Annotated in this window: 27 protein-coding genes; 15 read left to right on the top strand and 12 right to left on the bottom strand. The window is 60.9% G+C overall.

Annotated elements, in window-relative coordinates:
• Positions 1-149: 149 nt before the first annotated feature.
• From acs to ACP151_RS17920, 8 genes are all read left to right on the top strand, one after another.
• On the top strand, positions 150-2,111 hold the full coding sequence (gene acs, locus ACP151_RS17955) for an acetate--CoA ligase (RefSeq protein WP_424980272.1): 1,962 nt from the start codon (positions 150-152) through the stop codon (positions 2,109-2,111).
• 7 nt (positions 2,112-2,118) lie between these two features.
• Entirely contained in the window at positions 2,119-2,802 is a 684-nt protein-coding gene (locus ACP151_RS17950) for an adenylate kinase (protein WP_424980270.1), read from the top strand.
• A gap of 188 nt (positions 2,803-2,990) precedes the next feature.
• Positions 2,991-3,275, top strand: a complete 285-nt coding sequence (locus tag ACP151_RS17945) for a DUF4212 domain-containing protein (protein WP_424980269.1) — start codon at positions 2,991-2,993, stop codon at positions 3,273-3,275.
• A 1-nt stretch (position 3,276) separates the two neighbouring features.
• Positions 3,277-5,061 carry a sodium:solute symporter family protein gene (locus tag ACP151_RS17940; protein WP_424980268.1) on the top strand — a complete coding sequence of 595 codons (1,785 nt, stop codon included), beginning with the start codon at positions 3,277-3,279 and terminating at the stop codon, positions 5,059-5,061.
• Between the two features lie 111 nt (positions 5,062-5,172).
• On the top strand, positions 5,173-6,996 hold the full coding sequence (locus ACP151_RS17935; RefSeq protein WP_424980267.1) for a DUF294 nucleotidyltransferase-like domain-containing protein: 1,824 nt from the start codon (positions 5,173-5,175) through the stop codon (positions 6,994-6,996).
• A gap of 119 nt (positions 6,997-7,115) precedes the next feature.
• Positions 7,116-7,631 (top strand): hypothetical protein, encoded by a 516-nt coding sequence (locus ACP151_RS17930; protein ID WP_424980266.1) that lies wholly within the window; start codon positions 7,116-7,118, stop codon positions 7,629-7,631.
• Positions 7,632-7,633: 2 nt separating this feature from the next.
• On the top strand, positions 7,634-9,043 hold the full coding sequence (locus ACP151_RS17925) for an exonuclease domain-containing protein (RefSeq protein WP_424980265.1): 1,410 nt from the start codon (positions 7,634-7,636) through the stop codon (positions 9,041-9,043).
• 60 nt (positions 9,044-9,103) lie between these two features.
• Positions 9,104-9,604 (top strand): flavin reductase family protein, encoded by a 501-nt coding sequence (locus ACP151_RS17920; RefSeq protein ID WP_424980264.1) that lies wholly within the window; start codon positions 9,104-9,106, stop codon positions 9,602-9,604.
• Here the strand turns inward: ACP151_RS17920 and ACP151_RS17915 are convergent.
• The 7 genes from ACP151_RS17915 to ACP151_RS17885 all read right to left on the bottom strand — a co-directional run bounded on the left by ACP151_RS17915 (position 9,564) and on the right by ACP151_RS17885 (position 17,537).
• Positions 9,564-10,466, bottom strand: a complete 903-nt coding sequence (locus ACP151_RS17915; protein WP_424980263.1) for a 4Fe-4S binding protein — start codon at positions 10,464-10,466, stop codon at positions 9,564-9,566. The genes ACP151_RS17920 and ACP151_RS17915 overlap by 41 nt on opposite strands.
• A gap of 286 nt (positions 10,467-10,752) precedes the next feature.
• On the bottom strand, positions 10,753-11,739 hold the full coding sequence (locus ACP151_RS17910) for an ABC transporter substrate-binding protein (protein ID WP_424980262.1): 987 nt from the start codon (positions 11,737-11,739) through the stop codon (positions 10,753-10,755).
• A gap of 90 nt (positions 11,740-11,829) precedes the next feature.
• A complete protein-coding gene (locus ACP151_RS17905) occupies positions 11,830-12,675 on the bottom strand; it encodes an ABC transporter permease (protein ID WP_424980261.1) in 846 nt (281 codons plus the stop codon).
• 85 nt (positions 12,676-12,760) lie between these two features.
• A complete protein-coding gene (locus ACP151_RS17900) occupies positions 12,761-13,678 on the bottom strand; it encodes an ABC transporter permease (RefSeq protein ID WP_424980260.1) in 918 nt (305 codons plus the stop codon).
• A 111-nt stretch (positions 13,679-13,789) separates the two neighbouring features.
• Positions 13,790-14,629 (bottom strand): ABC transporter ATP-binding protein, encoded by an 840-nt coding sequence (locus tag ACP151_RS17895; RefSeq protein WP_424980259.1) that lies wholly within the window; start codon positions 14,627-14,629, stop codon positions 13,790-13,792.
• Positions 14,630-14,701: 72 nt separating this feature from the next.
• On the bottom strand, positions 14,702-16,156 hold the full coding sequence (gene hydA / locus ACP151_RS17890) for a dihydropyrimidinase (protein ID WP_424980258.1): 1,455 nt from the start codon (positions 16,154-16,156) through the stop codon (positions 14,702-14,704).
• Positions 16,157-16,286: 130 nt separating this feature from the next.
• Complete coding sequence (locus ACP151_RS17885) at positions 16,287-17,537, bottom strand: Zn-dependent hydrolase (RefSeq protein ID WP_424980257.1); 1,251 nt, start codon at positions 17,535-17,537, stop codon at positions 16,287-16,289.
• A gap of 268 nt (positions 17,538-17,805) precedes the next feature.
• On the opposite strand from ACP151_RS17885, the gene ACP151_RS17880 reads away from it, so the two are divergent.
• Positions 17,806-18,420: a TetR family transcriptional regulator C-terminal domain-containing protein gene (locus tag ACP151_RS17880; protein WP_424980256.1), complete on the top strand. Its 615-nt coding sequence runs from the start codon at positions 17,806-17,808 to the stop codon at positions 18,418-18,420.
• A 183-nt stretch (positions 18,421-18,603) separates the two neighbouring features.
• Here ACP151_RS17880 and preA read toward each other — a convergent pair whose 3' ends face one another.
• The 4 genes from preA to ACP151_RS17860 form a co-directional block, all read right to left on the bottom strand.
• A complete protein-coding gene (preA, locus tag ACP151_RS17875; protein ID WP_424980255.1) occupies positions 18,604-19,908 on the bottom strand; it encodes an NAD-dependent dihydropyrimidine dehydrogenase subunit PreA in 1,305 nt (434 codons plus the stop codon).
• 55 nt (positions 19,909-19,963) lie between these two features.
• Positions 19,964-21,298, bottom strand: coding sequence for an NAD(P)-dependent oxidoreductase (locus ACP151_RS17870; protein WP_424980254.1), 1,335 nt, complete (start codon positions 21,296-21,298; stop codon positions 19,964-19,966).
• Between the two features lie 291 nt (positions 21,299-21,589).
• Positions 21,590-21,988 carry a RidA family protein gene (locus ACP151_RS17865; RefSeq protein WP_424980253.1) on the bottom strand — a complete coding sequence of 133 codons (399 nt, stop codon included), beginning with the start codon at positions 21,986-21,988 and terminating at the stop codon, positions 21,590-21,592.
• A gap of 159 nt (positions 21,989-22,147) precedes the next feature.
• Entirely contained in the window at positions 22,148-22,411 is a 264-nt protein-coding gene (locus tag ACP151_RS17860; RefSeq protein ID WP_008553759.1) for a DUF2312 domain-containing protein, read from the bottom strand.
• A gap of 191 nt (positions 22,412-22,602) precedes the next feature.
• Here ACP151_RS17860 and ACP151_RS17855 point away from each other — a divergent pair, with 191 nt between their 5' ends.
• On the top strand, positions 22,603-22,821 hold the full coding sequence (locus tag ACP151_RS17855) for a hypothetical protein (RefSeq protein ID WP_424980252.1): 219 nt from the start codon (positions 22,603-22,605) through the stop codon (positions 22,819-22,821).
• A gap of 39 nt (positions 22,822-22,860) precedes the next feature.
• On the opposite strand, the gene ACP151_RS17850 is transcribed toward ACP151_RS17855, so the two are convergent.
• Complete coding sequence (locus tag ACP151_RS17850) at positions 22,861-23,076, bottom strand: hypothetical protein (RefSeq protein ID WP_424980251.1); 216 nt, start codon at positions 23,074-23,076, stop codon at positions 22,861-22,863.
• A 294-nt stretch (positions 23,077-23,370) separates the two neighbouring features.
• On the opposite strand from ACP151_RS17850, the gene ACP151_RS17845 reads away from it, so the two are divergent.
• The 5 genes from ACP151_RS17845 to ACP151_RS17825 all read left to right on the top strand — a co-directional run.
• Positions 23,371-24,234, top strand: coding sequence for an MBL fold metallo-hydrolase (locus ACP151_RS17845; protein WP_424980250.1), 864 nt, complete (start codon positions 23,371-23,373; stop codon positions 24,232-24,234).
• 22 nt (positions 24,235-24,256) lie between these two features.
• Positions 24,257-24,685, top strand: coding sequence for a YeeE/YedE family protein (locus ACP151_RS17840; protein ID WP_424980249.1), 429 nt, complete (start codon positions 24,257-24,259; stop codon positions 24,683-24,685).
• Complete coding sequence (locus ACP151_RS17835; protein ID WP_424980248.1) at positions 24,685-25,119, top strand: DUF6691 family protein; 435 nt, start codon at positions 24,685-24,687, stop codon at positions 25,117-25,119. The genes ACP151_RS17840 and ACP151_RS17835 overlap by 1 nt, the downstream gene beginning before the upstream one ends.
• A gap of 11 nt (positions 25,120-25,130) precedes the next feature.
• Positions 25,131-25,556, top strand: coding sequence for a TIGR01244 family sulfur transferase (locus ACP151_RS17830; protein ID WP_424980247.1), 426 nt, complete (start codon positions 25,131-25,133; stop codon positions 25,554-25,556).
• Positions 25,557-25,691: 135 nt separating this feature from the next.
• Positions 25,692-25,938 (top strand): transposase (locus ACP151_RS17825; RefSeq protein WP_424979233.1); only part of this gene is annotated, 247 nt, incomplete at its 3' end.

Below are 25,938 nucleotides of genomic sequence, written 5' to 3'. Positions count from 1 at the left end.
AATTCATTTACAGATAAACTCTTTGAAATCGGCGTTTTATTCACAAATTTTCAAACAGCGGTATTATCGGCGCCCAGGAGGAAACGGTTTGACAGCCGCAGCACAGCGTTGTCGTTTGTCTTGCCAATAAAATTCTGGGAGGAAACCGAATGAACGCGTTGCACGCAGACGCTGTCTATCCGCCGTCGGATGAAACCGTTGCCCGCGCGCATGTGAATGCCGCCAAATATCAGGAAATGTATGAAGCCTCGCTGTCCGATCCCGAAGGGTTCTGGGGCGAACAGGGCAAACGCATCGACTGGATCAAACCCTTCACCCAGGTGAAGGATGTGAACTACAGCTTTGGCAATGTCTCGATCAACTGGTACGGCGACGGCACCCTGAACGTTTCTGCCAATTGCATCGACCGCCATCTGGAAACCCGCGGCGACCAGACCGCGATCATCTGGGAGCCGGACAGCCCGCAGGACGAGGCGCAGCATATCTCCTATAGGGAGCTGCACCGCCGCACCTGCCGGATGGCCAACATTCTGGAAAGCATGGGTGTGCGCAAGGGCGACCGGGTGGTGATCTATCTGCCGATGATCCCCGAAGCGGCCTATGCCATGCTGGCCTGCGCCCGTATCGGCGCCATTCATTCCATCGTCTTTGCCGGCTTCTCCCCCGACGCGCTGGCGGCCCGCATCAACGGCTGCGACGCCAAGGTGCTGATCACCGCAGATGAGGCCCCGCGCGGCGGTCGCAACACGCCGCTGAAATCCAATGCCGACGCCGCCCTGCTGCACACCAAAGACACGGTGAAATGCCTGGTTGTGAAACGCACCGGCGGCCAGACCACCTGGGTCGACGGGCGCGACCATGACTACAACGAGATGGCGCTGGAAGCCGATGACTATTGCGCCCCGGCCGAAATGAACGCCGAAGATCCGCTGTTCATCCTTTATACCTCTGGTTCCACCGGCCAGCCCAAAGGCGTGGTGCATACCACCGGCGGTTATATCACCTATGCCGCGATGACCCATGAGATCACCTTTGATTACCACGATGGCGACATCTACTGGTGTACAGCGGACGTGGGCTGGGTCACCGGCCACAGCTATATCGTCTATGGCCCCCTGGCCAATGGCGCCACCACGCTGATGTTCGAAGGCGTGCCGACCTACCCGGATGCCAGCCGGTTCTGGCAGGTCTGCGAAAAGCACAAGGTGAACCAGTTCTACACCGCCCCCACCGCGCTGCGCGCATTGATGGGCCAGGGCAACGACTGGGTCGAGACATGCGATCTGTCCTCGCTGCGCACCCTGGGCACTGTGGGTGAACCGATCAACCCCGAGGCGTGGAACTGGTACAACGAGGTTGTCGGCGGCGGCAAATGCCCGATAGTCGACACCTGGTGGCAGACCGAAACCGGCGGCCATCTGATGACCCCGCTGCCGGGCGCTCATGCAATGAAACCGGGTGCCGCGATGAAGCCGTTCTTCGGCATCCAGCCGGTGGTTCTGGACCCGGCAAGCGGTGTCGAGATCGAAGGCAACGGCGTCGAGGGCGTCCTGTGCATCAAGGACAGCTGGCCGGGTCAGATGCGCACCGTCTGGGGCGATCATGAACGGTTCGAGAAAACCTATTTCTCCGACTACAAGGGCTACTACTTCACCGGGGACGGCTGCCGCCGCGACGCCGACGGTGATTACTGGATCACCGGCCGCGTCGATGATGTGATCAACGTCTCTGGTCACCGCATGGGCACGGCTGAAGTCGAAAGCGCGCTGGTGGCCCATGCCGCCGTGGCCGAGGCCGCCGTGGTGGGTTACCCGCATGACATCAAGGGCCAGGGCATCTACTGCTATGTCACCCTGATGAACGACCGCGCCCCCTCGGACGAGCTGCTGAAGGAGCTGCGCACCTGGGTGCGCACCGAGATCGGCCCGATTGCCTCGCCCGATGTGATCCAATGGGCGCCCGGCCTGCCGAAAACCCGCTCTGGCAAGATCATGCGCCGCATCCTGCGCAAAATCGCCGAGAACGACTTTGGCTCGCTGGGCGATACTTCGACCCTGGCCGATCCGTCGGTGGTCGAAGACCTGATCGAAAACCGCGCGAACAAAGGGTGATGAACACATGAATATGGCAGTACTCACCCGTCCCGCCGTGCTGATCCTGCTGGGGCCTCCGGGCGCCGGCAAAGGCACCCAGGCGCGGATGCTGGAGGAAAAGTTCGGCTTTGTGCAGCTGTCCACCGGCGACCTGCTGCGCCAAGCGGTGGCCGCTGGCACACCTGCGGGATTGGCAGCCAAGGCAGTGATGGAAGCAGGCCAGCTGGTCAGCGACGAGATCGTGATCAACATCCTGCGCGACCGCCTGACAGAAGCTGATTGCACCAAAGGTGTAATCCTTGATGGCTTTCCGCGCACCACTGTGCAGGCTGAAGCGCTGGATGATCTGCTGGCAGAGACCGGTCAGAAGATCAATGCCGCGATCAGCCTTGAGGTGGACGACGCCGCCATGGTTGACCGCATTTCCGGCCGCTACACCTGCGGCGGCTGCGGCGAAGGCTATCATGACAGCTTCAAGCAGCCTGCCGAGGCCGACAGATGCGACAAATGCGGCGGCACCGAAATGACGCGCCGCGCCGATGACAATGCAGAAACCGTTGCCAGCCGGCTGGAGGCCTATCACGCGCAGACCGCGCCGCTGATCAGCTATTACAGCGGCAAAGACGTGCTGAAGACAACAAATGCCATGGGCGAAATCACCGACATCGCCCAGGACATGGCGGCCATCGTGACCGAAGCCACCAGCTAACGAACAAGAACGGGGCCTGCGCCACACCCGCAGGACCCCGTCCCCCGGACATTGGAATACCTATCGGCACCGCCCTGGCGGACCGGAGGAGTCATGCCTGCGCGACGTCAACCCGTCGGCAGGCAAACACAGAGAGCCTGCCCGGCAAACCCCGTCAGGCAGACATGGAGGAAGAAGGAGGAGCCGCCATGGCGGATCAAACCACACATGCGGCACATACCGCCAAAGCCGACAAAGGCTATTGGGCGGCAAATGTGCGCATCATTCTTGTCAGTCTGGTGATCTGGGCTGTTGTGTCATTCGGCTTTGGCATTCTGCTGCGGCCTGCCCTGTCGGGCATCCGCGTCGGCGGCAGCGACCTGGGTTTTTGGTTCGCCCAGCAAGGCTCGATCCTGGTGTTCCTGGGGCTGATCTTTTTCTACGCGTTTCGGATGAACAAGCTGGACCGCGAATTCGGCGTGGAGGAAGAATAGGATGGACCAGTTCACCATCAACCTGGCTTTTGTGGGCGCGAGTTTTGCGCTCTATATCGGCATCGCGATCTGGGCCCGCGCGGGGTCCACATCTGAATTCTATGCCGCCGGTCGGGGCGTTCATCCCGTGACCAACGGTATGGCCACTGCAGCGGACTGGATGTCAGCGGCGTCTTTCATCTCGATGGCGGGCCTCATTGCCTTTACCGGCTATGACAATTCCACCTTCCTGATGGGCTGGACCGGCGGCTATGTGCTGCTGGCGCTGCTGCTGGCGCCCTATCTGCGCAAATTCGGCAAGTTCACCGTGTCCGAGTTCATCGGCGACCGGTTCTATTCCCCGACCGCACGCATCGTCGCTGTGATCTGTCTGATTGTTGCCTCAACCACCTATGTTATTGGCCAGATGACCGGCGTCGGCGTGGCCTTTGGCCGCTTCCTGGAGGTCTCCAACACCACAGGCCTGCTGATCGGTGCCTGTGTGGTGTTCGCCTATGCCGTGTTTGGCGGCATGAAGGGCGTGACCTATACCCAGGTTGCACAGTACTGCGTGCTGATCATGGCCTATACCATCCCGGCCATCTTCATCTCGCTGCAGCTGACTGGCAACCCGATCCCGGCGCTCGGCCTGTTTGGCGACCACGCTGCATCGGGCGAACCGCTGCTGGCCAAGCTGGACGCCATTGTCCGCGAACTGGGCTTTAATGAATACACCGCGCATCATTCCGACACTTTCAACATGGTGCTGTTCACCCTGTCGCTGATGATCGGCACCGCCGGTCTGCCGCATGTGATCATGCGCTTCTTCACCGTGCCGCGCGTGGCGGACGCCCGCTGGTCGGCCGGCTGGGCGCTGGTGTTCATTGCACTTTTGTACCTGACCGCCCCGGCAGTTGGTGCCATGGCCCGCCTGAACATCACCGAAATGATGTGGCCCAACGGCGGCATCGACGGCGGCGCCGTGACTGTACAGCAGATCGAAAACGATCCGCAGTATGACTGGATGGCCACCTGGCAGAAAACCGGCCTTCTGGCCTGGGAAGACAAGAACGGCGATGGCGCAATCCAGTATTACAACGACAAGAACGCCGATCTGCAGGCCGTGGCCGAAGCCAACGGCTGGGCCGGCAATGAGCTGACCAAGTTCAACCGCGATATCCTGGTTCTGGCGAACCCAGAGATTGCCAACCTGCCGGGCTGGGTGATCGGTCTGGTGGCGGCGGGCGGCCTGGCAGCGGCGCTGTCCACTGCGGCGGGTCTTCTGCTGGCGATTTCCTCGGCTGTCAGCCACGACCTGATCAAAGGTTCGATCAACCCGCAGATCTCGGAAAAAGGCGAGCTGTTGTCGGCCCGTATCGCCATGGCTGTGGCCATTGCAGTGGCAACCTATCTGGGTCTGAACCCGCCGGGCTTTGCCGCGCAGACCGTGGCGCTGGCCTTTGGACTGGCGGCGGCCTCGATTTTTCCGGCGCTGATGATGGGCATCTTCACCAAGGTGAACAACAAAGGCGCCGTGGCCGGCATGCTGGCAGGCCTGATCGTGACGCTGGTCTACATCTTCCTGCACAAGGGTTGGCTGTTCATCCCGGGCACCAACTCCTTTACCGATGCGGACCCGCTGCTGGGCACCGTCAAATCCACCTCCTTCGGTGCGATTGGTGCGATTGTGAATTTTGCGGTTGCCTTCATCGTCTCCAAGTCGAGCGAAGCCATCCCGGCCGAGATCGAGGAGCTGGTGGAAAGCGTCCGCATTCCGCGCGGCGCCGGTGCCGCACAGGACCACTGACCTCCCATTGGCGGGCCGTTTTGCGACGGCCCGCCAAATCCCTCCTGGTCCCGTCCGGCTGTCTGGTCGGCGGGGCCGGTTTTCCGTCATGACTGCTAAGACAGGTTTGCCATGCCGCTTTCCGATGCCGCCCTGATCCGGTTTTTGACTTCGGTCCACCCCTACGACAGCCTGGAGCCTGCGCTGCTGCAGGACCTTGCTCCGGTCTTTCGGCAAATCAGCATCGTTGCAGATGATCCGGTTTATGCGCTGAACGAAGACCTGCAGGGCCTTTATCTGGTGCATAGCGGCGAGGTGGAAGTTACCGACGAAAACGGCATTCCGGTTTCAATCCTTGGCCCCCGAAATTCCTTTGGCGAACGGGGCCTGACCCGCGGCGGCCGCGCGGTGACCTCGGCACGCGCAACTGCGGGCGGCATTCTGCTGCTGCTGCCCAAGGCGGATTTCTACACCCTGATGCAAATGGAGCCGCACGTAGCGCGGTTTTTCGACCGCCGCCGCCCCGGCAGCTACGACGGCAACAGCCTGGCCACCACCCGCGTCGAGGCCATCATGGCACGTGACCCCGTCACCTGCGCAGGCACCCAGACCTGCCAAAGCGCCGCGCAGCTGATGCGCAAGCACTTCATCTCCTCGGTTTGCGTCACCGACGCAGGCTGCCTGCAAGGCATCCTCACCACCCGCGACCTCACCGGCAGGATCCTGGCTGCAGGCAGGTCTGCGAGTACTCCAGTCAGTGCCGTGATGACGCCGGACCCGCTGACGCTTGCGCCCTCCGCCATCGGCTCGGACGTTTTGCACATGATGATGGAACATGACATCGGCCATATCCCGGTGACCGAGGACAGCAGGCTGGTCGGCATCGTCACCCAGACCGACCTTACCCGTTTTCAGGCCGTAAGCACTGGCGAGATGGTCTCTGCCATCGCCCGCGCAGACACTGCCGTGGAGATGGCCAAGGTGACAGCCGAAATCCCCCGGCTGCTGGTGCAACTGGTGGCTGGCGGCAACCGGCATGAGGTGGTGACACGGCTGATCAGCGATATTGCCGACACCGCCAGCCGCCGCTTGCTGGCGCTGGCAGAGGAAATCCTGGGGCCGCCCCCTGTCCCCTACCTGTGGCTGGCCTGTGGCTCGCAAGGCAGGCGCGAGCAGACCGGCGTATCCGATCAGGACAACTGCCTGATCCTGTCAGACGATCTGGCACCAGGAGATGAAGCCTATTTCGAGCAGCTTGCCGATTTTGTCTGCAGTGGGCTGAACACCTGCGGCTATGTCTTTTGCCCTGGCGACATGATGGCCACCAATCCCCGCTGGCGGCAGCCGCTGCAGGTCTGGCGCAGCTACTTTCGCGGCTGGATTGCCAAACCCAGCCCCGAAGCGCAGTTGCTGGCCTCGGTGATGTTCGACCTGCGGCCCATCGGCGGCGACACATCCCTGTTCGCGGACCTGCAACAGGAAACGCTGGCGGCTGCCCGTGCCAACACGATCTTCACGGCGCATATGATTGCCAATGCGCTGAAACACACGCCGCCGCTGGGCCTGTTGCGCGGGCTGGCTGCCATCCGTTCGGGCGAGCATCGCAATATGCTGGACATGAAGCACAACGGCGTGGTGCCGGTGGTGGATCTGGGTCGGATCTATGCGCTGCAGGGTGAGCTGGCAGAGGTGAACACCCGCGCCCGGCTGGACGCGGCAGAGGCCGCAGCTGTGCTGAGCCCCTCCGGTGCGCGGGACTTGCTGGACGCCTATGATCTGATTGCCCAGACCCGGCTGGAGCATCAGGCCGCACAGATCCGCGCAGGGTCTGCACCGGACAATTACCTGGCGCCCTCCAGCCTGTCGGACTTTGAGCGAAGTCATCTGCGCGACGCCTTTGTTGTGGTAAAGACACTGCAGTCGGCGGTCGGGCACGGCAAAGGCATGTTGAGCTGAGAACAGCGCCTGCGAGGAGCCTGAGCGCCTCTCTTTCCGACGGCAAAACCATCTGCCAAGCGGCGGAAAGTGAGTATTTTTAGAAAGATGAAATGGCCTGTGGCAGGTTGGGAGAGCGTATGTTTCTGGAACTGATTGCGGTGATTTTTGCGGGCATTGCCGTGGCGGGCGTGGTGCTGCTTCTGAACCGGACGTTCAAAGGCCACCTGCCGCGCTGGTTGGCGCCGGTGGCGGCAGGTCTGGCAATGATCGGGGTGACAATTGCGTCGGAATACGGCTGGTATTCGCGCACCGTGGCGGGATTGCCCGAGGTTCTGACAGTGACAGAGACAGTGGCGAACCGCAGTTTCTACCGCCCTTGGACCTATGCCCTGCCCTATATCGACCGGTTTGCCGCCATCGACGCGGCTACGATGAAAAGCCACGCTGATCACCCGCAGGTGCATCTGGCCGAACTCTATTTCTTCGGCCGCTGGGCCGCCGTCAGCAAACTGCCGGTCTGGCTGGATTGCGGCAGCGGGCGGCGGGCACTGTCCACCGGTACTGCAGAATTCAGTGGCGGGCTGCCGGCAGACCTGAACTGGATCGAACCCGCTGCCGGTGATCCGATCCTGACACATGCTTGCGGGGGATAGCGATGCTCAGCCGGTTCAGCCTGCGTCTGCGGATCTTCCTGTTTTTCTGCCTGCTGGCTCTGGGCGGCCTTGCTGTGACTGGAGGTGCTCTGTGGCTGGGCTACTCTCGTGCCGATCAGCCGGAGCTGATGGACGCCTTTCTGTTTTCCGGCTTGCTCAGCGGGTTTTCCCTGTTGGGGTTATGTGCTGCGATCTGGCAGCTGTTTGATGAGAATGTCGCCAAGCCGATCGAGCGGCTGGCTGCGCAGATGCGCGCCCGCGCCCATGCCGGTGTCAGACGCGAACTGGACACCCGCGGCGCCCGCTATCTGGGCGATCTGGCTGCGGCTGCCGAAGGGCTGGCCGGGCAACTCGATGCCTCGGCGCTGACCGCCGCAGAGGCCATCGCCCGCGAAACCGAGCATCTGGAGGCCGAGAAAACCCGGCTGGCAGCATTGCTGACCGACATCCCCGTCGCCACTGTGATGGTTGGCCCGGCACATCAGATTGTGCTCTATGACGGGCAGGCAGCCGCGGTGCTGGCCCAGGAAGCGCCGCCGCGGCTGAATGCGCCGCTTTCGGATTACCTGGACCTGACCGGACTGGAGGCGGCCTATGGCCGGCTGATGCGCAGCGGCAAGGAAGTTGCGGCCAGTGTTAAAAGCGCCAGCGGTGTGCAGCTGTATGATTTGCGGCTGAAACCGCTGGGCGGCGCGCCGGGCTATATTATTCTGTTCGAAAGCACCCATAGAGGTCTTTATCCAGACGACGCGCGACCGCTGGTCTATGACTTTGCCCTGCTGGAGACAGACCGCGCGGATCTGGACAAGTGCACATTGAAATGTCTCAGCTTTGTGGTGTTTGACACCGAAACCACCGGCCTGCTGCCACATAAGGATGAGATCGTGCAGATCGGCGCCCTGCGGGTGGTGCGGGGGCGGATCATTGAGAGCGAAACCTTCGAGACACTGGTGAACCCTGGCCGTCCCATTCCGGCTGCCTCCACCAAGGTGCATGGGATCCGTGATGTGATGGTGCAAGGCGCTCCCGACATTGCAGGCGCAGCCCGTGACTTCCATCGTTTTGCCTCGGATGCGGTGATCGTTGCACATAACGCACCATTTGACATGGCGTTTCTGCACCGCCATGCAAAACGCAGCGGCGTCGCCTGGGATCAGCCGGTGCTGGACACCGTATTGCTGAGCGCGGTGCTGTTTGGCGCCTCGCAGAACCATACGCTGGACGCCCTGTGCGATCGGCTGGACGTCACCATTCCCCCTGCCCTGCGCCACACCGCCATGGGGGATGCCCGCGCCACCGCAGAGGTGTTCTGCAAAATGCTGCCGATGCTGGAGGCACATGGGCTGACGACCTTTGGCGCAGTGCTGGAACAGACCCGCAGGCACGGCCGCCTCATTGAGGACATGAACTAGGTAGACAATCCGCGCCATGCGTGGCAGGTCACTGCCCGGAACGAACAAGAGGCGCGCGAGATGGCCGAAACCAGCTTTATTCCCGGGCCGGATACCGCCCGGTCCTACCGCGATGCGCTCGGCTGCTTTGGCACCGGGGTGACGGTTGTGACCACCCAGACCCCGCGCGGCCCGCTGGCCATTACCGTCAACAGCTTCGCCTCAGTGTCACTGGACCCACCGCTGATGCTGTGGTGCCCTGCCAAGGCCTCCCTGCGCCACGACGCATTTGTCGCGGCAGAGAATTTTGCGGTGCATGTGATGGCCGAAGACCAGTTGTCCGTGGCCAAGCATTTTGCCGCCAAAGGTGAAGACTTCAGCGCCACAGCCTGGCAACCCAACGAACTCGGTGCACCTGCGCTGGAAGATGTGATTGCCCGTTTCGACTGCCGCCGCTATGCCGCCCACCCTGCAGGCGACCATACCATCGTTATCGGTGAGGTCGCCCGCGTAACCACCCGCCCGGGCAAAGGTTTGATCTTCAAACGCGGCCAGTATGGCGGGTTTCTGGAGCAGAGCTGAGGTCGTGTTCCGAAAACAGCGGCGCGGCCGCTGCGTATGTCTGCAGCGCCTCAGACCCGGCATCCGGCGCGGCCCCACTGGCAGGCCCGGCAGACCCGCTGGCCGCCTGTTTGCGCTCTTTGCCAAGAACACTTGGCAGCACCGCATAGGCCGTCAAATCCATGCCCGGCTCCAGACCCATTGCCCGCTGCGGGCAGATGGAAACACATAACCCGCATTGGGTGCACAGGGATTCCACAAAGCTCAGCGCGCCAGCATTCTCCGTCAGGCTCAGCGCATCCGTCGGACACACCCAGACACAACTGTTGCAGCTGTTGCAAAGATCATTGTCCAGGCGAACAGTTCCATAAGGTGCCTGTTCCGGCAACGCGGCATGCCCAACGCTGGTGGGCAGCAGCGCCGCCGCGCTGGCCCGGGCAGTGTCCCTGCGGCTGCCTACGGCCAGAACCTCCGGCGCGACGGCGGGAAACGGCAACAGGCGGGCAGCCAGCCTTCGGTCGACGCCGGCGGCGCCGTCAAACAGAACGATCCTGCCCAGACCGCCGAGAGATCGCACCAGCTCCACCTCCTGTCGCTGATGCTCCCGCGCCTGAGAGGCCGAACAGACCTGCAGATAGATAACATCAAATCCGCAGGCCAACGCATGCAGCAGGTCCGCGTGACCTATCCTGTCCAGGCAGCAGACCGCCACCGGGACAACATCGCTATGAAGGCTCTGTGTTTCCGCCAGTCCCGGTGGTTCAATTTCATAAAGCGCCAGGGTCTGCGGGCGCCCGCTTGCCAGCTTGCGGTCATGCGCAGCCTGGCACAGCTCCATCAGCGGCAGCGCACTGCTGCGCCGGGCTGCATCCAGCAAGGTCACCCGCCCCTTGACGGCATATCTGGAACAACAGCTTGACGCCTCACCCGGAGGGCATAAGCACAGGCTTTGCGGGCGACCGTCCGCTGATCCAATCCTGTCCGGGGTATGCTGAAAAACCTCACCCATAAAAACATGTTAGCACAACAAACACCACTTTTACGTGTGTCTGGCCGGAAACATTCATTTTGTTGCAATTTTAATAGATCCACTGGTTTTTTAACGGAAAACCCGCCGGACAGACGTCCGGCGGGGCAAAAAGCACACAGTTTCTGGCCTTGCGGCTGTCTTACTTCAGCGCCGCATCCGTGATCGCATGGGTCCAGGCACCTTGAGGTGCCTTGGTGATCACTGGATCCGATCCGCCCCCCATCAGGGTCGCGACGGTACGCTCGTAATCTGCCGGATCCAGCGCGCCGTTGCTGCCAGCAGTCAGCTTGGCAATCTCGCCCATCATCCGCTTCTGATGGGTTTCCGTCTGCGCACCAGAGGCATCATTGTCCAGCACGATCTCTGCGGCTTCGTCCGGATGCGCCTCAGCGTATTTCCAGCCCTTCATCGAGGCACGTACAAAGCGCTCCATCTTACCGGTGAACTCGGCGTCGCTCAGCTTGTCCTCCAGCACATACAGACCGTCTTCCAGCGTCGCCACGCCCTGATCCTCATACTTAAAGGTGATCAGCTCATCGGCGCCAACCCCCGCATCGATGACCTGCCAGTATTCATTATAGGTCATGGTCGAGATGCAGTCCGCCTGGCGCTGCAGCAGCGGATCGACGTTGAAGCCCTGCTTCAGAACTTCCACTCCGGTCTCCCCCTTGCCTGCGGTGGAAATGCCCAGCTGGCTCATCCAGCTCATGAATGGGAACTCATTGCCGAAGAACCAGACCCCCAGGGTGCGATTGGCCAGATCAGCCGGCGCGGCGATACCGGTGTCCTTCCAGCAGGTCAGCATCATGCCCGAGGATTTGAACGGCTGAGCGATATTGACCAGCGGCAGGCCTTTTTCCCGCGCGGCCAGCGCGGCCGGCATCCATTCGATGGTCACATCGGCGCCGCCACCTGCAATCACCTGGGTTGGTGCAATATCCGGACCACCTGGCAGGATGGTCACGTTCAGGTCCTCTTCCTCATAGAACCCCTTGTCCAGCGCCACATAGTAGCCTGCGAACTGTGCCTGTGTGACCCACTTCAGCTGCAAGGTCACGTCGTCCGCTGCCTGGGCTGCACCTGCCGCCCCCAGCGCCAGGGCCGCTGCCGTCATAATGTGCTTCATCGCTAAGTTCTCCCTATTGATTTTGGTTTCTCCGGGTTTCTTTTTGGTTTTTATCTTCCCGTATGTGTTGTGCCGGCTCAACCCCTCTGATCATCCCCGTTGCGACGGGTGCCAGAAGGTGAAGCTCTTCTCGATCAGCGCCACCAGCCCGTAAAAGGCTGACCCCGCCAGTGCAGCCACCACGATTTCAGCCCAGACCATATCCAGCGCCAGCTGGCCGACACTGGTGGAAATGCGGAACCCCATACCGACGGTTGGCGAGCCGAAGAACTCCGCGACAATCGCACCGATCAGCGCCAGAGTGGTTGAAATCTTCAACCCGTTGAACACAAAAGGCAGCGCCGCCGGCAGCCGCAGTTTGAAAAAACTCTGCCAGTATCCGGCAGCATAGGTCTGCATCAGGTCGCGTTGCATCTGGTCGGTTTCACGCAGGCCAGCAACGGTATTCACCAGCATCGGAAAAAACACCATGACAACCACGACAGCCGCCTTGGAATGCCAGTCAAAGCCGAACCACATCACCAGGATCGGCGCGGTTCCGACAATCGGCAAGGCTGCTACGAAATTTCCAACAGGCAGCAGGCCGCGGCGCAGGAAATCACTGCGGTCCACCAGGATCGCAGTCACAAACGCCGCACCACAGCCGATCACATAGCCGCCGAGCGCACCTTTCAGGATGGTCTGGGCGAAATCCTGCCATAGGATCGGAACGCTGACAGCAAAGCGCGCCGCAATCACCGAAGGCGCGGGAAGGATCACCAGCGACACGTCTAGGCCGCGCACCAGCAACTCCCAGACCACCAGCACGGTAATGCCGAATATCGCAGGCACCAAAAGCTGCACGGCGCGGGTTTTCGATGCCGGGCTATTGGCCAAACGGCTGTTCAGCCACCACCCCAAACACCAGACAAGCCCCGCCAGCATCACCAGTCCCATGACGCAGCCCCCCTGTTCTTCTGGCCGAAAATATCCCGGGTGAGCCGCGCAGCGGCGAGGGCAGAGCCCTTCTCCCGACGTCCGGTCATACCCGCACCCCCATCCGCTTCAGCACCAGCTTTTCCATCACCCCCAACAAAGAGACCAGCGCCGCCGCCAGAATGGCAGCCGCAAACAGCGCCGACCAGATCTGCACGGTCTGCCCGTAATAGCTGCCCGCCAGCAGCCGCGCGCCCAGGCCTGCCACAGCACCAGTTGGCAGCTCACCCACGATGGCCCCCACCAGCGAGGCCGCAATGCCGATTTTCAGCGAAGCAAACAGATATGGCAGCGAGGACGGAAGCCGCAGCTTCCAAAACCCCTGGCTGGTATTGGCGCTATAGGTTTTCAACAGATCCAGCTGCATAGAATCCGGCGACCGCAGCCCTTTCACCATGCCGACAACAACCGGGAAAAAGCTGAGATAGGCAGAGATCACCGCCTTCGGAATGATCCCCTGCACACCGATGGAATACAGCACCACAATGATCATCGGCGCCAGCGCGATGATCGGGATGGTCTGGCTGACAATGGCCCAGGGCATCACCGACATATCCATGACGCGGGAATGCACGATGCCCACCGCCAGCAGAATGCCCAGACCGGTGCCGATCGCAAAGCCCAAGAGCGTCGCACTCAGCGTTACCTGCGCATGATAGATCAGGCTGCGTTTCGAGGTGATCTTCTTCTCCACCGTGGTCGCCCACAGCTCCACCGCCACCTGATGCGGCGCAGGCAGCCGCGGACGCTCCTGCGCCCAGGTCTCGCCAATGGCAAATGTGTTGTTTGCGACCAGCCCGAATGCGCTCATGTCCCGCCGCATTTTTGGCGTGGCAGGCGTTACTTCACTCCCTGCCCGTTCAGCAGCATCCAACACGCCTTTGATGTTCATCGGCACGCAGGCCGCATACCAAAGCGCGACAATGGCGGTCAGAACGGTCAGAACAGCAACAAGGCTTTTCATTCCCCTACCCTCCGCAGATGGCACCAGCCCGCTGCACAGGGAGTGCACGGGCGGTGCAGGCAGGTCCCCCCCCAACTCCGGCCCCAACTCAGCCGAGTCTGGCTGGCAAATTCAATCATCGCCATGCCCCGCCCGCAGCCCCTCCCGCACCCGGTGGGCGATCTCGATGAACTCCGGGCTGTCACGGATGTCCAACGGCCGCTCCTTGGGCAGTGTGCTGTCGATCACATCGTGAATCCGCCCCGGCCGCGGCGACATCACCACGATTTTGGTCGACAGATAGACTGCCTCAGGAATTGAATGGGTGACAAAACCAATGGTCTTGTTGGTCCGCGCCCAGAGCTTCAACAGCTGCTCATTCAGGTGATCTCGTACAATCTCATCCAGCGCCCCGAAAGGCTCGTCCATCAAGAGGATATCCGCATCAAATGCCAGAGCGCGGGCAATACTGGCCCGCTGCTGCATACCGCCCGACAACTGCCAGGGAAACTTGCCGCCAAAGCCTGACAATTCAACCAGTTCAAGAACTCGGCTCACACGCTTTTCCTGCTCCGCCTTGGAATATCCCATGATCTCCAGCGGCAGTTTGATGTTCTTGGCGATGGTGCGCCACGGGTACAGCCCCGCCGCCTGAAACACATAGCCATAGGCCCGGTTGCGCCGCGCCTCATCCGCAGTCATGCCGTTCACGCTCAGACTGCCGCCGGTTGGGGTTTCCAGCGCTGCGATACAGCGCAGAAAGGTGGTCTTGCCGCAGCCTGACGGACCGATAAAGGAGACAAAGTCGCCCTTGTTGATCTCCAGGCTGATGTCCCTCAGCGCGTGCACCGGCCCGTCCCCCGTCTGAAACGTCAGGTCCAGATTCTTTGCCTGGATCACGCAATCTGCGGAACCTGTTGCGGAAGCGGCGGCCTCGGGACTGATAGCCTGGGTGGTCGTTGCCATATTCATATCTTCGCACAAATCTTAATATCTGGATTTCACACAGAAACGGGCTGCCAGTATCGGCAGCCCGTTCCTGATTTACACGCCTGTCGCCGGGATGCCGCTGCGCTCCACCGGGCGCGGCGCCGTCAGTTCTTTCCAGGTCGACAGTGCCTTGTTCACCGTGGTGTTGGCCTCGCGCGACACAAACTTGCCATGGCCTTCCTGGCAGCGGATCTCGCCGTCCTGCACCGCCACATGGCCACGGGTCAGGGTAAAGCGCGGCAACCCCTTCACCTCATGGCCTTCGAACACATTGTAGTCGATGGCGGACTGCTGGGTGCCGGCCGAAATCGTTTTGCGCTTCTCCGGATCCCAGACCACCAGATCGGCATCGGCACCAACCAGAATGGCCCCCTTCTTCGGATAGCAATTCAATATCTTGGCGATGTTGGTCGAGGTCACGGCCACAAATTCGTTCGGCGTGATCCGCCCGGTCTCAACGCCGTGGGTCCACAGCATCGGCATCCGGTCTTCCAGCCCGCCGGTGCCGTTCGGAATCTTGGTGAAATCGCCAACGCCACTGCGTTTCTGCTCGGTTGTAAAGGCGCAATGATCCGTGGCCACCACTGACAATGATCCCGACTGCAGACCGGCCCACAGACTGTCCTGATGCTGTTTGTTGCGGAACGGCGGCGACATGACGCGCCGCGCGGCGTGATCCCAGTCAGCGTTGAAATACTCGCTTTCATCCAGGGTCAGATGCTGGATCAGCGGCTCGCCCCAGACCCGCTTGCCCTGCATGCGGGCGCGGCGGATGGCCTCGTGGCTGTCCTCGCAGGAGGTATGCACCACATAAAGCGGCACGCCGGCCATATCGGCGATCATGATGGCGCGATTGGTGGCCTCGCCCTCCACCTGGGGTGGTCGCGAATAGGCATGGGCCTCTGGCCCGGTATTGCCTTCGGCCAACAGCTTCGCGGAGAGTTCCGCCACCACATCGCCGTTTTCCGCATGCACCATGGCAATACCGCCCAGTTCCGCCAACCGCTGGAACGACGCATAAAGCTCATCATCATTCACCATCAGCGCGCCCTTGTAGGCCATAAAGTGCTTAAAGGTGTTGATGCCGCGCGCCTGGATCACGGTTTTGATGTCGTCAAAGACCTGCTCCCCCCACCAGGTCACCGCCATATGGAAGGAATAGTCGCAATTGGCGCGGGTGGATTTGTTGTCCCAACGCTTCAGCGCATCCAGCAGGCTCTCGCCCGGATTGGGCAGGGCAAAATCCACCACCATGGTGGTGCCCCCTGCCAGCCCTGCCCGGGTGCCACTTTCAAAATCGTCGGAACTATATGTACCCATAAAGGGCATCTCCAAATGCGTATGCGGGTCGATCCCGCCCGGCATCACATAACAACCGCTGGCATCAAGTTCCTCATCGCCCTTCAGGTTCGGGCCGATCTGGGTGATCACCCCGTGTTCAATCAGAACATCCGCCTCATAGCTCAGGTCGGCGGTCACGATGGTGCCGTTCCGGATGACTTTACTCATGGTTGCAACTCCCTGAATCGGGGCGCTTTTCACGCCTCCACTTGTCTCTTCCGCCATCTGGCGCAGCTCATTTCATCTTTCCCGAAATACTCCGGGGGAGCGGGCCAAAGGGCCGCGGGGGCAGCGCCCCCTACTCCACGATCTCCGCTGTCTCGACCACCGCATGGAACAGAACATTGGCGCCCGCCTCCGCCCACGCCTTGCTGATCTCTTCGGCCTCATTATGGCTAAGACCATCAACACAGGGGCACATCACCATCGCAGTCGGCGCCACCCGGTTGATCCAGCAGGCGTCATGGCCCGCGCCAGAGATAATATCCAAATGCGAATACCCCAGCCGGCCGGCTGCACTGCGCACGGCGCTGACACATCCCTCATCAAAGGCAACCGGGTCAAATCCGCCAACCTTTTCAAATTCGATTTCAACCTCCATCGCCGCGGCGATTTCGCTGGCCTTTTCGCGCAGTCGCTTCTCCATATCGGTAATCACGTCCAGATCCGGGCTGCGGAAATCAACGGTGAAGACAACCTTGCCCGGGATCACGTTCCGCGAGTTCGGGTAGACGTCGATATGGCCGGCCGCACCCACCGCATGTGGTGCATGGCTCCAGGCAATCTCGTCCACCAATTCCAGTATGCGCGCCATGGCAAGCCCCGCATTGCGGCGCATCGGCATCGGGGTGGACCCGGTATGGGCATCCTTGCCGGTGATGGTCACCTGGGTCCAGCTCAGCCCCTGACCATGGGTCACAACACCAATATCCTTGCCTTCGGCCTCCAGAATCGGCCCCTGCTCGATGTGCAGTTCAAAGAAGGCATGCATTTTGCGGGCGCCAGTCTCCTCCGCGCCGCGCCAGCCGATGCGTTTCAGCTCATCCCCGAATGTCTTGCCTTCGGCGTCTTCGCGTGCGTAAGCCCAGTCCTGGGTGTGAATGCCCGCAAAAACACCAGAGGACAGCATGGCCGGTGCATAGCGTGTGCCTTCTTCGTTGGTGAAATTGGTGGCCACGATCGGGTGCTTGGTCTTTATGTTCATGTCGTTGAGCGAACGGATCAGCTCCAGCCCCGCCAGCACCCCCAGCACCCCGTCATACTTGCCGCCGGTGGGCTGGGTATCCAGATGCGAGCCGACATAAACCGGCAGCGCGTCAGGGTCGGTGCCCGCGCGCATGGCAAACATGTTGCCCATCTGGTCCAGCCCCATGGTGCAGCCCGCTTCCTCGCACCACTTCTGAAACAATGCGCGGCCCTCGCCATCCTCATCCGTCAAGGTCTGGCGATTGTTGCCGCCCGCAACACCAGGGCCGATCCTGGCCATATCCATCAGGCTGCCCCACAGCCTGTCGCCATCGATTTTCAGATTCTGTCCAAGTGACGTCATCTCCAGCTTCCTTCCCTGTTCACCCGTCTCTGCGGGCTTCGGCCGGCGTTATCGCCGTTTCCGGTGGCTTTGAGTGCCGATCCATCAAATCGCCGACCCCTGCGGGTCCAGTCAATGATTTGACCAACTGGTCAAACTCACGCTATCACGGGTTCACACTCAGTCAAGAAATTGCCGCACGCCTCTTGAAAAAATCGGCCCTTTTGCCGGAAATAGGGGAAACACCGCGCCTCAACCGACAGGCGCGGCGAAATAGACAAGGACGAACATGCCCGCAGACCGCGCGCCCACCCGAATTCAAAAAAAGAATCGCGCCGCCATTCTGGAGGCTGCGCTGGACGTGTTCTCCAGCCATGGGTTCCGTGGCTCCACCGTGGACCAGATCGCCAAGGCAGCCGGGCTGTCAAAGCCGAACCTGCTCTATTATTTTTCCTCCAAAGAAGCGATCTTCAACGAATTGATGGCCGGGCTGCTGGACACCTGGCTGGACCCGCTCCGCGCGCTGGACCCGGAAGGGGATCCGCTGGAGGAGATCCTCGCCTATGTGCAGCGCAAGCTGCAGATGAGCCGCGATTATCCGCGCGAAAGCCGGCTGTATGCCAATGAGATTGTGCAAGGTGCGCCACGTTTGCATGATGTGATCGCCACGGATCTGACTGTGCTTGTGGAAGAAAAGGCCCAGCTGCTGCAAGACTGGATGGATGCCGGTCGCATCAATCGCGCACATCCCAAACATCTGCTGTTTTCGATCTGGTCGCTGACTCAGCATTATGCCGACTTCGACGCTCAGGTCCGAACACTGATGGGCGCAGAAGATCCGTTTGACGCCGCGCCAGACTATCTGGAAACTCTTTACCGACGGATGCTTACGCCGGTAAGCTGATTTGCCGCCAACAAAATCAATCGCTCCCGCGCCCGCAGCCCCCATCAGCCAAGCTGATGCGACCTGAACGGCCTTGGGCCCGGCATCGCGCCTTGCGCGGTGCCGGGCCCAACGGGAGCGGGTCTCCTGAACAGGAGGCCGGCGACGGGCGGGAGAGTTTCGAAGCCGGGTCCTGACAGCGGTTCACTCTGCAGCGGTTGCGGACGGATTGTTTGGGTGCGTGGTCCAATTGGCATAATCACCTGAGACAACTTCGCCGGTGCGCTCATCAAGCTGGCCTGCAGGAACCTCCTCCATGGTGATGCAGCCCTCGACCGGGCAGACATTCACACAGAGGTTGCAGGCAACACATTCGTCGTCCTTCACCGTGAACACCCGGTCTTCGCTCATGGCAATCGCCTGGTGCGAAGTGTCCTCGCAGGCCGCAAAGCAGCGGCCGCACTTGATGCAATCGTCCTGGCTGATCTTCGCCTTGGTGACAAAGTTCAGATCCAGATACTGCCAGTCGGTCACATTCGGCACCGCCATGCCGATGAAGTCCTGGGTGGAGGTGTAACCCTTTTCGTCCATCCAAGTGGACAGGCCGGAAATCATTTCCTTTACCACGTTGAAACCATAGGTCATCGCCGCAGTGCAGACCTGCACATTGCCTGCCCCCATTGCCATGAACTCTGCCGCGTCGCGCCAGGTGGTGACGCCACCGATGGCAGAGATCGGCATCCCGCGTGTCTGCGCATCCCGGGCAATTTCCGCCACCATGTTCAACGCAATCGGCTTGACCGCCGGGCCGCAGTAGCCGCCGTGGGTGCCCTTGCCGCCAATCGTCGGCTCCGGCGCCATGCTGTCCAGATCCACCGAGGTGATCGAGTTGATGGTGTTGATCAGGCTGACCGCATCTGCGTTGCCCGCATTTGCCGCCCGCGCCGGGTGACGAATGTCGGTGATGTTGGGGGTCAGCTTCACGATCACCGGCTTGGAGTAGTATTGTTTGCACCATTCGGTGACCATCTGGATGTATTCCGGCACCTGCCCCACGGCAGAGCCCATGCCACGTTCCGCCATGCCATGCGGGCAGCCGAAGTTCAGCTCGATCCCGTCCGCGCCGGTGGCCTCCACCTGCGGCAGGATGTCTTTCCAAGCCTGCTCCTCGCAGGGCACCATGATCGAGACGATCACGGCACGGTCCGGGTAATCCTTCTTGACGCGGGTGATCTCCTCCAGGTTGGTCTGCAGCGGCCGGTCGGTGATCAGCTCGATGTTGTTGAGCCCCAGGAGGCGGCGGTCGGCGCCCCAGATCGCGCCATAGCGCGGGCCGTTCACATTGACCACCGGCGGGCCTTCGGCGCCCAGGGTCTTCCAGACCACACCACCCCAGCCTGCCTCAAAGGCGCGGCGAACGTTGTATTCCTTGTCGGTTGGTGGCGCAGAGGCCAGCCAGAACGGGTTGGGGGATTTGATACCCAGAAATTCTGTTGTCAGATCAGCCATTTGATCTCTCCTCTTAAGGCTAGCTTGGGTGCAATGGAGCTGCACCCGAACTGGCTCAGCCCATTAGGCTGGAATGGATGTCCATTGCCGCATCCCGGCCCTCAGCCACCGCAGTCACGGTGAGGTCCTCTCCTCCGCTTGCGCAGTCGCCCCCGGCCCAGACCCCCGCAACCGACGTGCGGCCCGTGCCGCTGACTTTGATCTTGCGGCCCTCAAGCGCCAGCGCATCAGGCTGACCTTCCAGCGTCTGCCCGATGGCCTTGAACACCTGATCTGCCGCCAGCCGCACGGTTTCCCCGGTGCCCGCGACCTTGCCGTCCGTGACGTCGGTATATTCCAATTCGATCTCAGCCGCTGCGCCATTGCCATACACAGCCTTGGGCATGACATTGAACATCAGCTTGACCCCTTTGGAGGCCGCCAGATCCTGCTCGAACCGGCTGGCGCCCATGTCGTCCCGGCTGCGGCGATAGGCGATGGTGACGTTTTCGGCCCCCAACAGCTTGGACTGCACCGCGGCGTCCACCGCGGTCATGCCGCCACCGATCACCACAACATTGCGGCCCACCGGCAACGCGGTCAGGTCATCCGCCTGACGCAGCTCGGCAATAAACGCCACCGCGTCACGGACGCCGTCCTTGTCCTCGCCCGGGGCGCGCAGCGCGTTGACGCCAGCCAGACCGATCGACAGGAACACCGCGTCATAGCCGGAGGTCAGCCCGTCCAGCGACAGATCCGCACCCAGTTTCTTGCCGTAATCCATTGTAATACCGCCAATTTGCAGCAGCCAATCCACTTCGCGGGCGGCAAAATCATTGGTGGATTTATAGGCAGCGATGCCGAATTCATTGAGCCCCCCGGCCTTGGGCTTGGCGTCATAGACCACAACGTCATGGCCCAGCATCGCAAGCCGGTGCGCAGCCGCAAGGCCCGCAGGCCCTGCGCCAACCACGGCGATCTTCTTGCCGGTGGCGGCAGCACGGGTGAAGGGATGCTCCCCCTTCTCCATCAATGTGTCGGTGGCATAGCGCTGCAGGCGGCCGATCTCGACCGGCTTGCCCTCCGCCGTCTCTCGCACACAGGCCTCTTCGCACAAAGTCTCAGTCGGGCAAACTCGGGCACACATACCGCCAAGAATATTCTGCTCTAGGATGGTCTTGGCTGCGCTTTCAGCATGGCCTGCCTGGATCTCCCGGATGAACTGAGGAATATCGATGCTGGTCGGACAGGCGGTCATGCAGGGCGCGTCATAGCAGAAATAGCAGCGGTCCGCCGCCACGGCTGCCTCATGCGCATCATAGGCCGGGTGCAGGTCCGAGAAATTCTCGGCAATGCCAGCAGCGTCAAGCCGCGCTGCCTGAATGCCGGATGCCTGATGGCTGGTCGCCATTGGGTGTCTCCCTGATTTTGCGTTGCTGTTTCTATAAGAGTGCCACAGTCTAATTTTTTATCAACTGGTAAAATTTTGAACAGGCCAAAAAAATTGACCGAACCCGAAAGAACGGCCTGCAAGAACTTGTAATCATGCGCTTTTGTGAAATGCTGCTTCGGTGACATTCAGCCGACGCCAATGCAATACGGCGTCAAAACCGGTAGAAAGCCCGAAGCAAGCCTGCCGTTTGCAAAGCCGCGCGGAGCGAATTGCGGTGGCAAACAACCCCGCCAGCAGCTCTTTGAAAGGCTAGGACGGCAGGACCGCAGTGGCTTCAATTTCAACCTTGGCCTCGTCCTCAACCAGCGCTGAAACCACCACCATGGTCATTGCTGGAAAATGGTATCCCATCACCGCACGGTAGGCTGTGCCGACCTCCGCCTGATGGGCGAGATACTCTGCCTTATCCGTCACAAACCATGTGAGCCGGGTAATATCCTGCGCAGAACCGCCTGCTGTCTCCACGACATCAAGGATATTGCGCAGGGCCTGGCTCATCTGCCCGATGAAGTCGCGGGCCTCGAAAACCTGATCCGCAGTCCAGCCGATCTGACCGCCGACAAACAGCAGCTTGCCCTCGGCAATCATGCCATTGGCATAGCCTTTGGCGGGCTTCCACCCTTCTGGATGCACGCTGATGGTCGGCATGACAGGGCTCCCTTTTCTGTGATCACGTCCTGAAGCAGACCATAGCGCCGCCATAGCATTTATTTCAAGCTTAAAATTTATTGAAGCATGCACCAAAAACATAAAGGCCGCACAGGTCGGGAACCTGCGCGGCCAAATCTTGCAAAGCTGCGGTGCGGCTTACATGCCAAGCGCTTCCTTGTACATCTCCAGCACCGCTTCCTCTTCGGCGATGTCGTTCTCGTCCCGCTTGCGCAGGGCGATGATCTTGCGCATCACCTTGGTGTCATATCCGCGGCCCTTGGCCTCGGCCATTACCTCTTTCTGCTGTTCGGCAATGGTTTTCTTTTCTTCGTCCAGCCGCTCGAACCGTTCGATGAACTGGCGCAATTCGCCAGCGGTCACGCGGTAGTTTTCGCTCTTTTCGTCTTCAGTGATATCCATCTGCGGCTCCGTCGGCACATGCTGTCTGTTGCTGTCGGAGCAAGGGGATAGCGCCACGCCCGCCGCGCCGCAAGCAGGGAAAGAAGAAGAGCCGTTCAGAGCGGCAAAATCCGGCGTGCCGGAGGCAAAGCTTGCGCGCGCAGCCGGGATCGGCTAGGCGCGGCGCAGAACAGAACCGCAGGAGCACACATATGTTTGAATACATTGTCTGGACCGGAGCCGCAGTTTCCGTGACCGGCCTGCTGGGACTGATCTGGTGTATCGTAAAAGTGGCGCGCGCGCGCCGCCAAAAGCTGGACGACGAAGCCCTGCGCGCCGCAGTACAATCCGTGCTGCCCTACAATCTGGGCGCTCTGCTGCTGTCGGTCCTGGGTCTGATGCTGGTGATGGTCGGCATCTTCCTGGGCTGACTTGCAGCTGCAGCAGGCCCCGCCTGCCCCGGCACGCGGTTAAACCGGCACGTTGTCGAACATGTCCTCGACCGCTTCTTCGCACAGGGCGGCCTCCAGACGGCGCAACCTTCCGGGAACCTCGGCACCGGTCTTGCGCATGTAATCCAACAGGCGGATGAATTCCGGCCGCATGGCCAGACGGGCAGCGCCGGTCTCCTTGTGGATCCGGGTCTCCAGGCTTTCGACAGTGCTGAGCAGATCTTCTCGAGTCATAAGCGGTCCTCCCTTTTTACATGATGTGGTTATACTGATATTTCACAACAGCGGCACGAATGCCTGCACAATCTGAGCGTGTATCCGCCTATCTGAGCAGTTTTTCTGGTCCGCTCACGATTTTCAGTCCCTTTTCTCATCCCGCTCAGCATACTGCGGCGCAGCAATCCTCTTCCTTGACTTAAATCAGCCTCAGGTGATGATTCAGGGCCTAAGATGGCGCCTGCTGCGACCGGACTTGATACACATTCTAAAAACCATATATGAATATTGAACCGAATGGGAGAGCACCGCATGACCCCCGCCGTCAAAGCCTTTTTCGATGAAGCGACCAACACCGTTTCTTATGTGGTGCGCGAACCCGAAGGCTCCGCCTGCGCCATCATCGATTCTGTATTGGATTATGACCAAGCGGCGGGACGCACCTGCACCGCTTCTGCAGAGACGATTGCAGACTGGATCAAGGCCGAAGACCTTAGGGTCGAATGGATCCTTGAAAGCCATGTTCACGCAGATCACCTCTCAGCAGCGCCATATCTGCAAAAAGAACTGGGCGGAAAGATCGGCATCGGCGACCAGATTACGGTCATCCAGGACTCCTTTGGCAAAATCTTCAACGAAGGCACCGCGTTTCAGCGGGACGGCAGCCAGTTCGACCAGCTGTTCCAAGAAGGCGACAGCTTCATGATCGGCCAGATGCGGGGTGAGGTGCTGCACACGCCGGGCCACACCCCGGCCTGCCTGACCTATGTGATCGGCGATGCTGCATTTGTCGGAGACACGCTGTTCATGCCTGACTTTGGAACCGCGCGATGCGATTTCCCTGGCGGCTCTTCGGCGGATCTCTACAACTCGATCCAGAAAATTCTGTCCCTGCCGGATGAAACCCGCATTTATGTCGGCCACGACTACAAGGCGCCGGGCCGTGATCAATTCGCCTGGGAAACAACAGTGGGCGAACAAAGGGCGCTGAACGTACATATCGGTGCAGGCCGCAGTATCGAGGACTTCGTTGAAATGCGTGACGCACGAGATGCCACTCTGGGCATGCCGCGGCTGATCCTGCCGTCGCTGCAGGTGAACATGCGGGCGGGCCAGATGCCGGAACCGGACGACCAGGGGGATGTCTTCCTGAAAATTCCGGTCAACAAAATCTAGAGAACAACGAAAGAGCAAACCGATGGAAGCGGATTGGATCTGGGGATTGGCCGGCGGCGCGCTGATCGGACTGGGCGGCGCTGTTTACCTTTTGGGAAACGGGCGCATCATGGGGGCAAGCGGCATCTTGGGCGGGCTGCTGGACGGCAGCGGCAGATCCTCTGCTGCTGAGCGGTCCGCATTTATCGCCGGCGCCGTTCTGATGCCGCTGTTGATTGCGCTGCTGTCCGGCCACACACCTGACACGCATGTCACCAAAAGCGCGGCCACCCTGATTGCCGCGGGCCTGCTGGTCGGCCTTGGCACACGGGTGGCCAACGGCTGCACCTCCGGTCATGGGGTCTGCGGCATTTCCCGCCTGTCTTTGCGCGGGATCCTGGCAACTGCCGTGTTCATGCTGGCGGGTATTCTGACGGTGGCGGTACTGCGCCAAATGCTGGGGGTGATCTGATGCTGCGGATGTTTCTGGCGCTTATCGCCGGCGGATTATTTGGGGCAGGCCTGATGCTGTCGGGAATGACGGACACCGCCAAAGTGCAAGGCTGGCTGGACATATTTGACAATTGGGACCCGACCCTCGCCTTTGTGATGGGCGGAGCACTGGTGCCTATGGCGCTGGCCTGGCGGCTGACACAGGGGCGCAGGCCGGCCGCTGGCGGCAGCTTTCCGGCGCCGCCGCCTTTCCGCCTGGATCGGCGGCTGATTCTGGGGTCCGTTCTGTTTGGCGTGGGCTGGGGCCTGGCAGGGCTTTGCCCCGGCCCTGCCCTGGCCTCGCTCAGCTACAACGGCTGGCAGGGCGCTGTGTTCCTGGCCGCAATGGCCTGCGGCATGCTCGCTGCACCCGGCATCAACCGGCATCTGGACCGCACAGCTGCAAAAGCGTAAAGACATAAACCATGGATGCACGCGTACTTACCCCCCGCTACTCGGTCTCGCCGCAGATCTCGGTCGAAGACCTGCCCGCCATTGCAGATGCCGGCTACAAGATGGTCATTTGCAACCGCCCGGATGAAGAGGTTCCGCCCAGTCATCAGGCAGAGGCGATCCGCGCCGCTGCTGAGACCGCTGGCCTGCAGTTCGAAGTCCTGCCGCTGACCCATCAAACCATGACACCGGAAAACATCGCCCTTCAGCGCGCGCTGTATGAAAGCTGCAAAGGACCGGTGCTGGCCTATTGCGCGTCCGGCACCCGCTGCTCAGTGGTCTGGGCGCTGAGCCAGGCAGAGGATATGTCCGCCGACGACATCCTGCAAAAGACCGCAGCCGCAGGATATCAGCTGGATGGGCTGCGCCCGGCGCTCATGTCTCAGGCAGGCCGTTAAAATATCCAGTGGCCGCTACAATCGGCCACGGCCTTCTGCGCCCTTGCGGATCAGAATTTTCAAGTGTGAAAGGGCGTTGTTGCACAAAGGCCGTAGAGGATTCACTTTGCGAATCCCGTAGGTTAGATCGGCGGCATGCCGAAGCCTGCCTCTTCCCGCTATCGAACAACGAACTGGTCCAACTATAACGCATCACTTCGAAAGCGCGGCTCTCTGCTGGTCTGGTTTGACCGCGACATGACCTGGTTCGCCGAGCGATGCGGCAAACGCGGACGACCGGAGACCTTCTCCGATGCGGCCATCCAGTTCTGCCTTAGTGTGAAGGTGTTGTTCGGCCTGCCATTGCGGCAAACGTCCGGTATGGTTGCGAGCCTGCTGAAGA

Origin of the sequence: Leisingera sp. S232 (assembly GCF_049800895.1) — a bacterium.
Taxonomy (GTDB): domain Bacteria; phylum Pseudomonadota; class Alphaproteobacteria; order Rhodobacterales; family Rhodobacteraceae; genus Leisingera.
The sequence above is the reverse complement of the archived record's forward strand: the minus strand, read 5'-3'. Positions and strand labels throughout refer to the sequence as shown.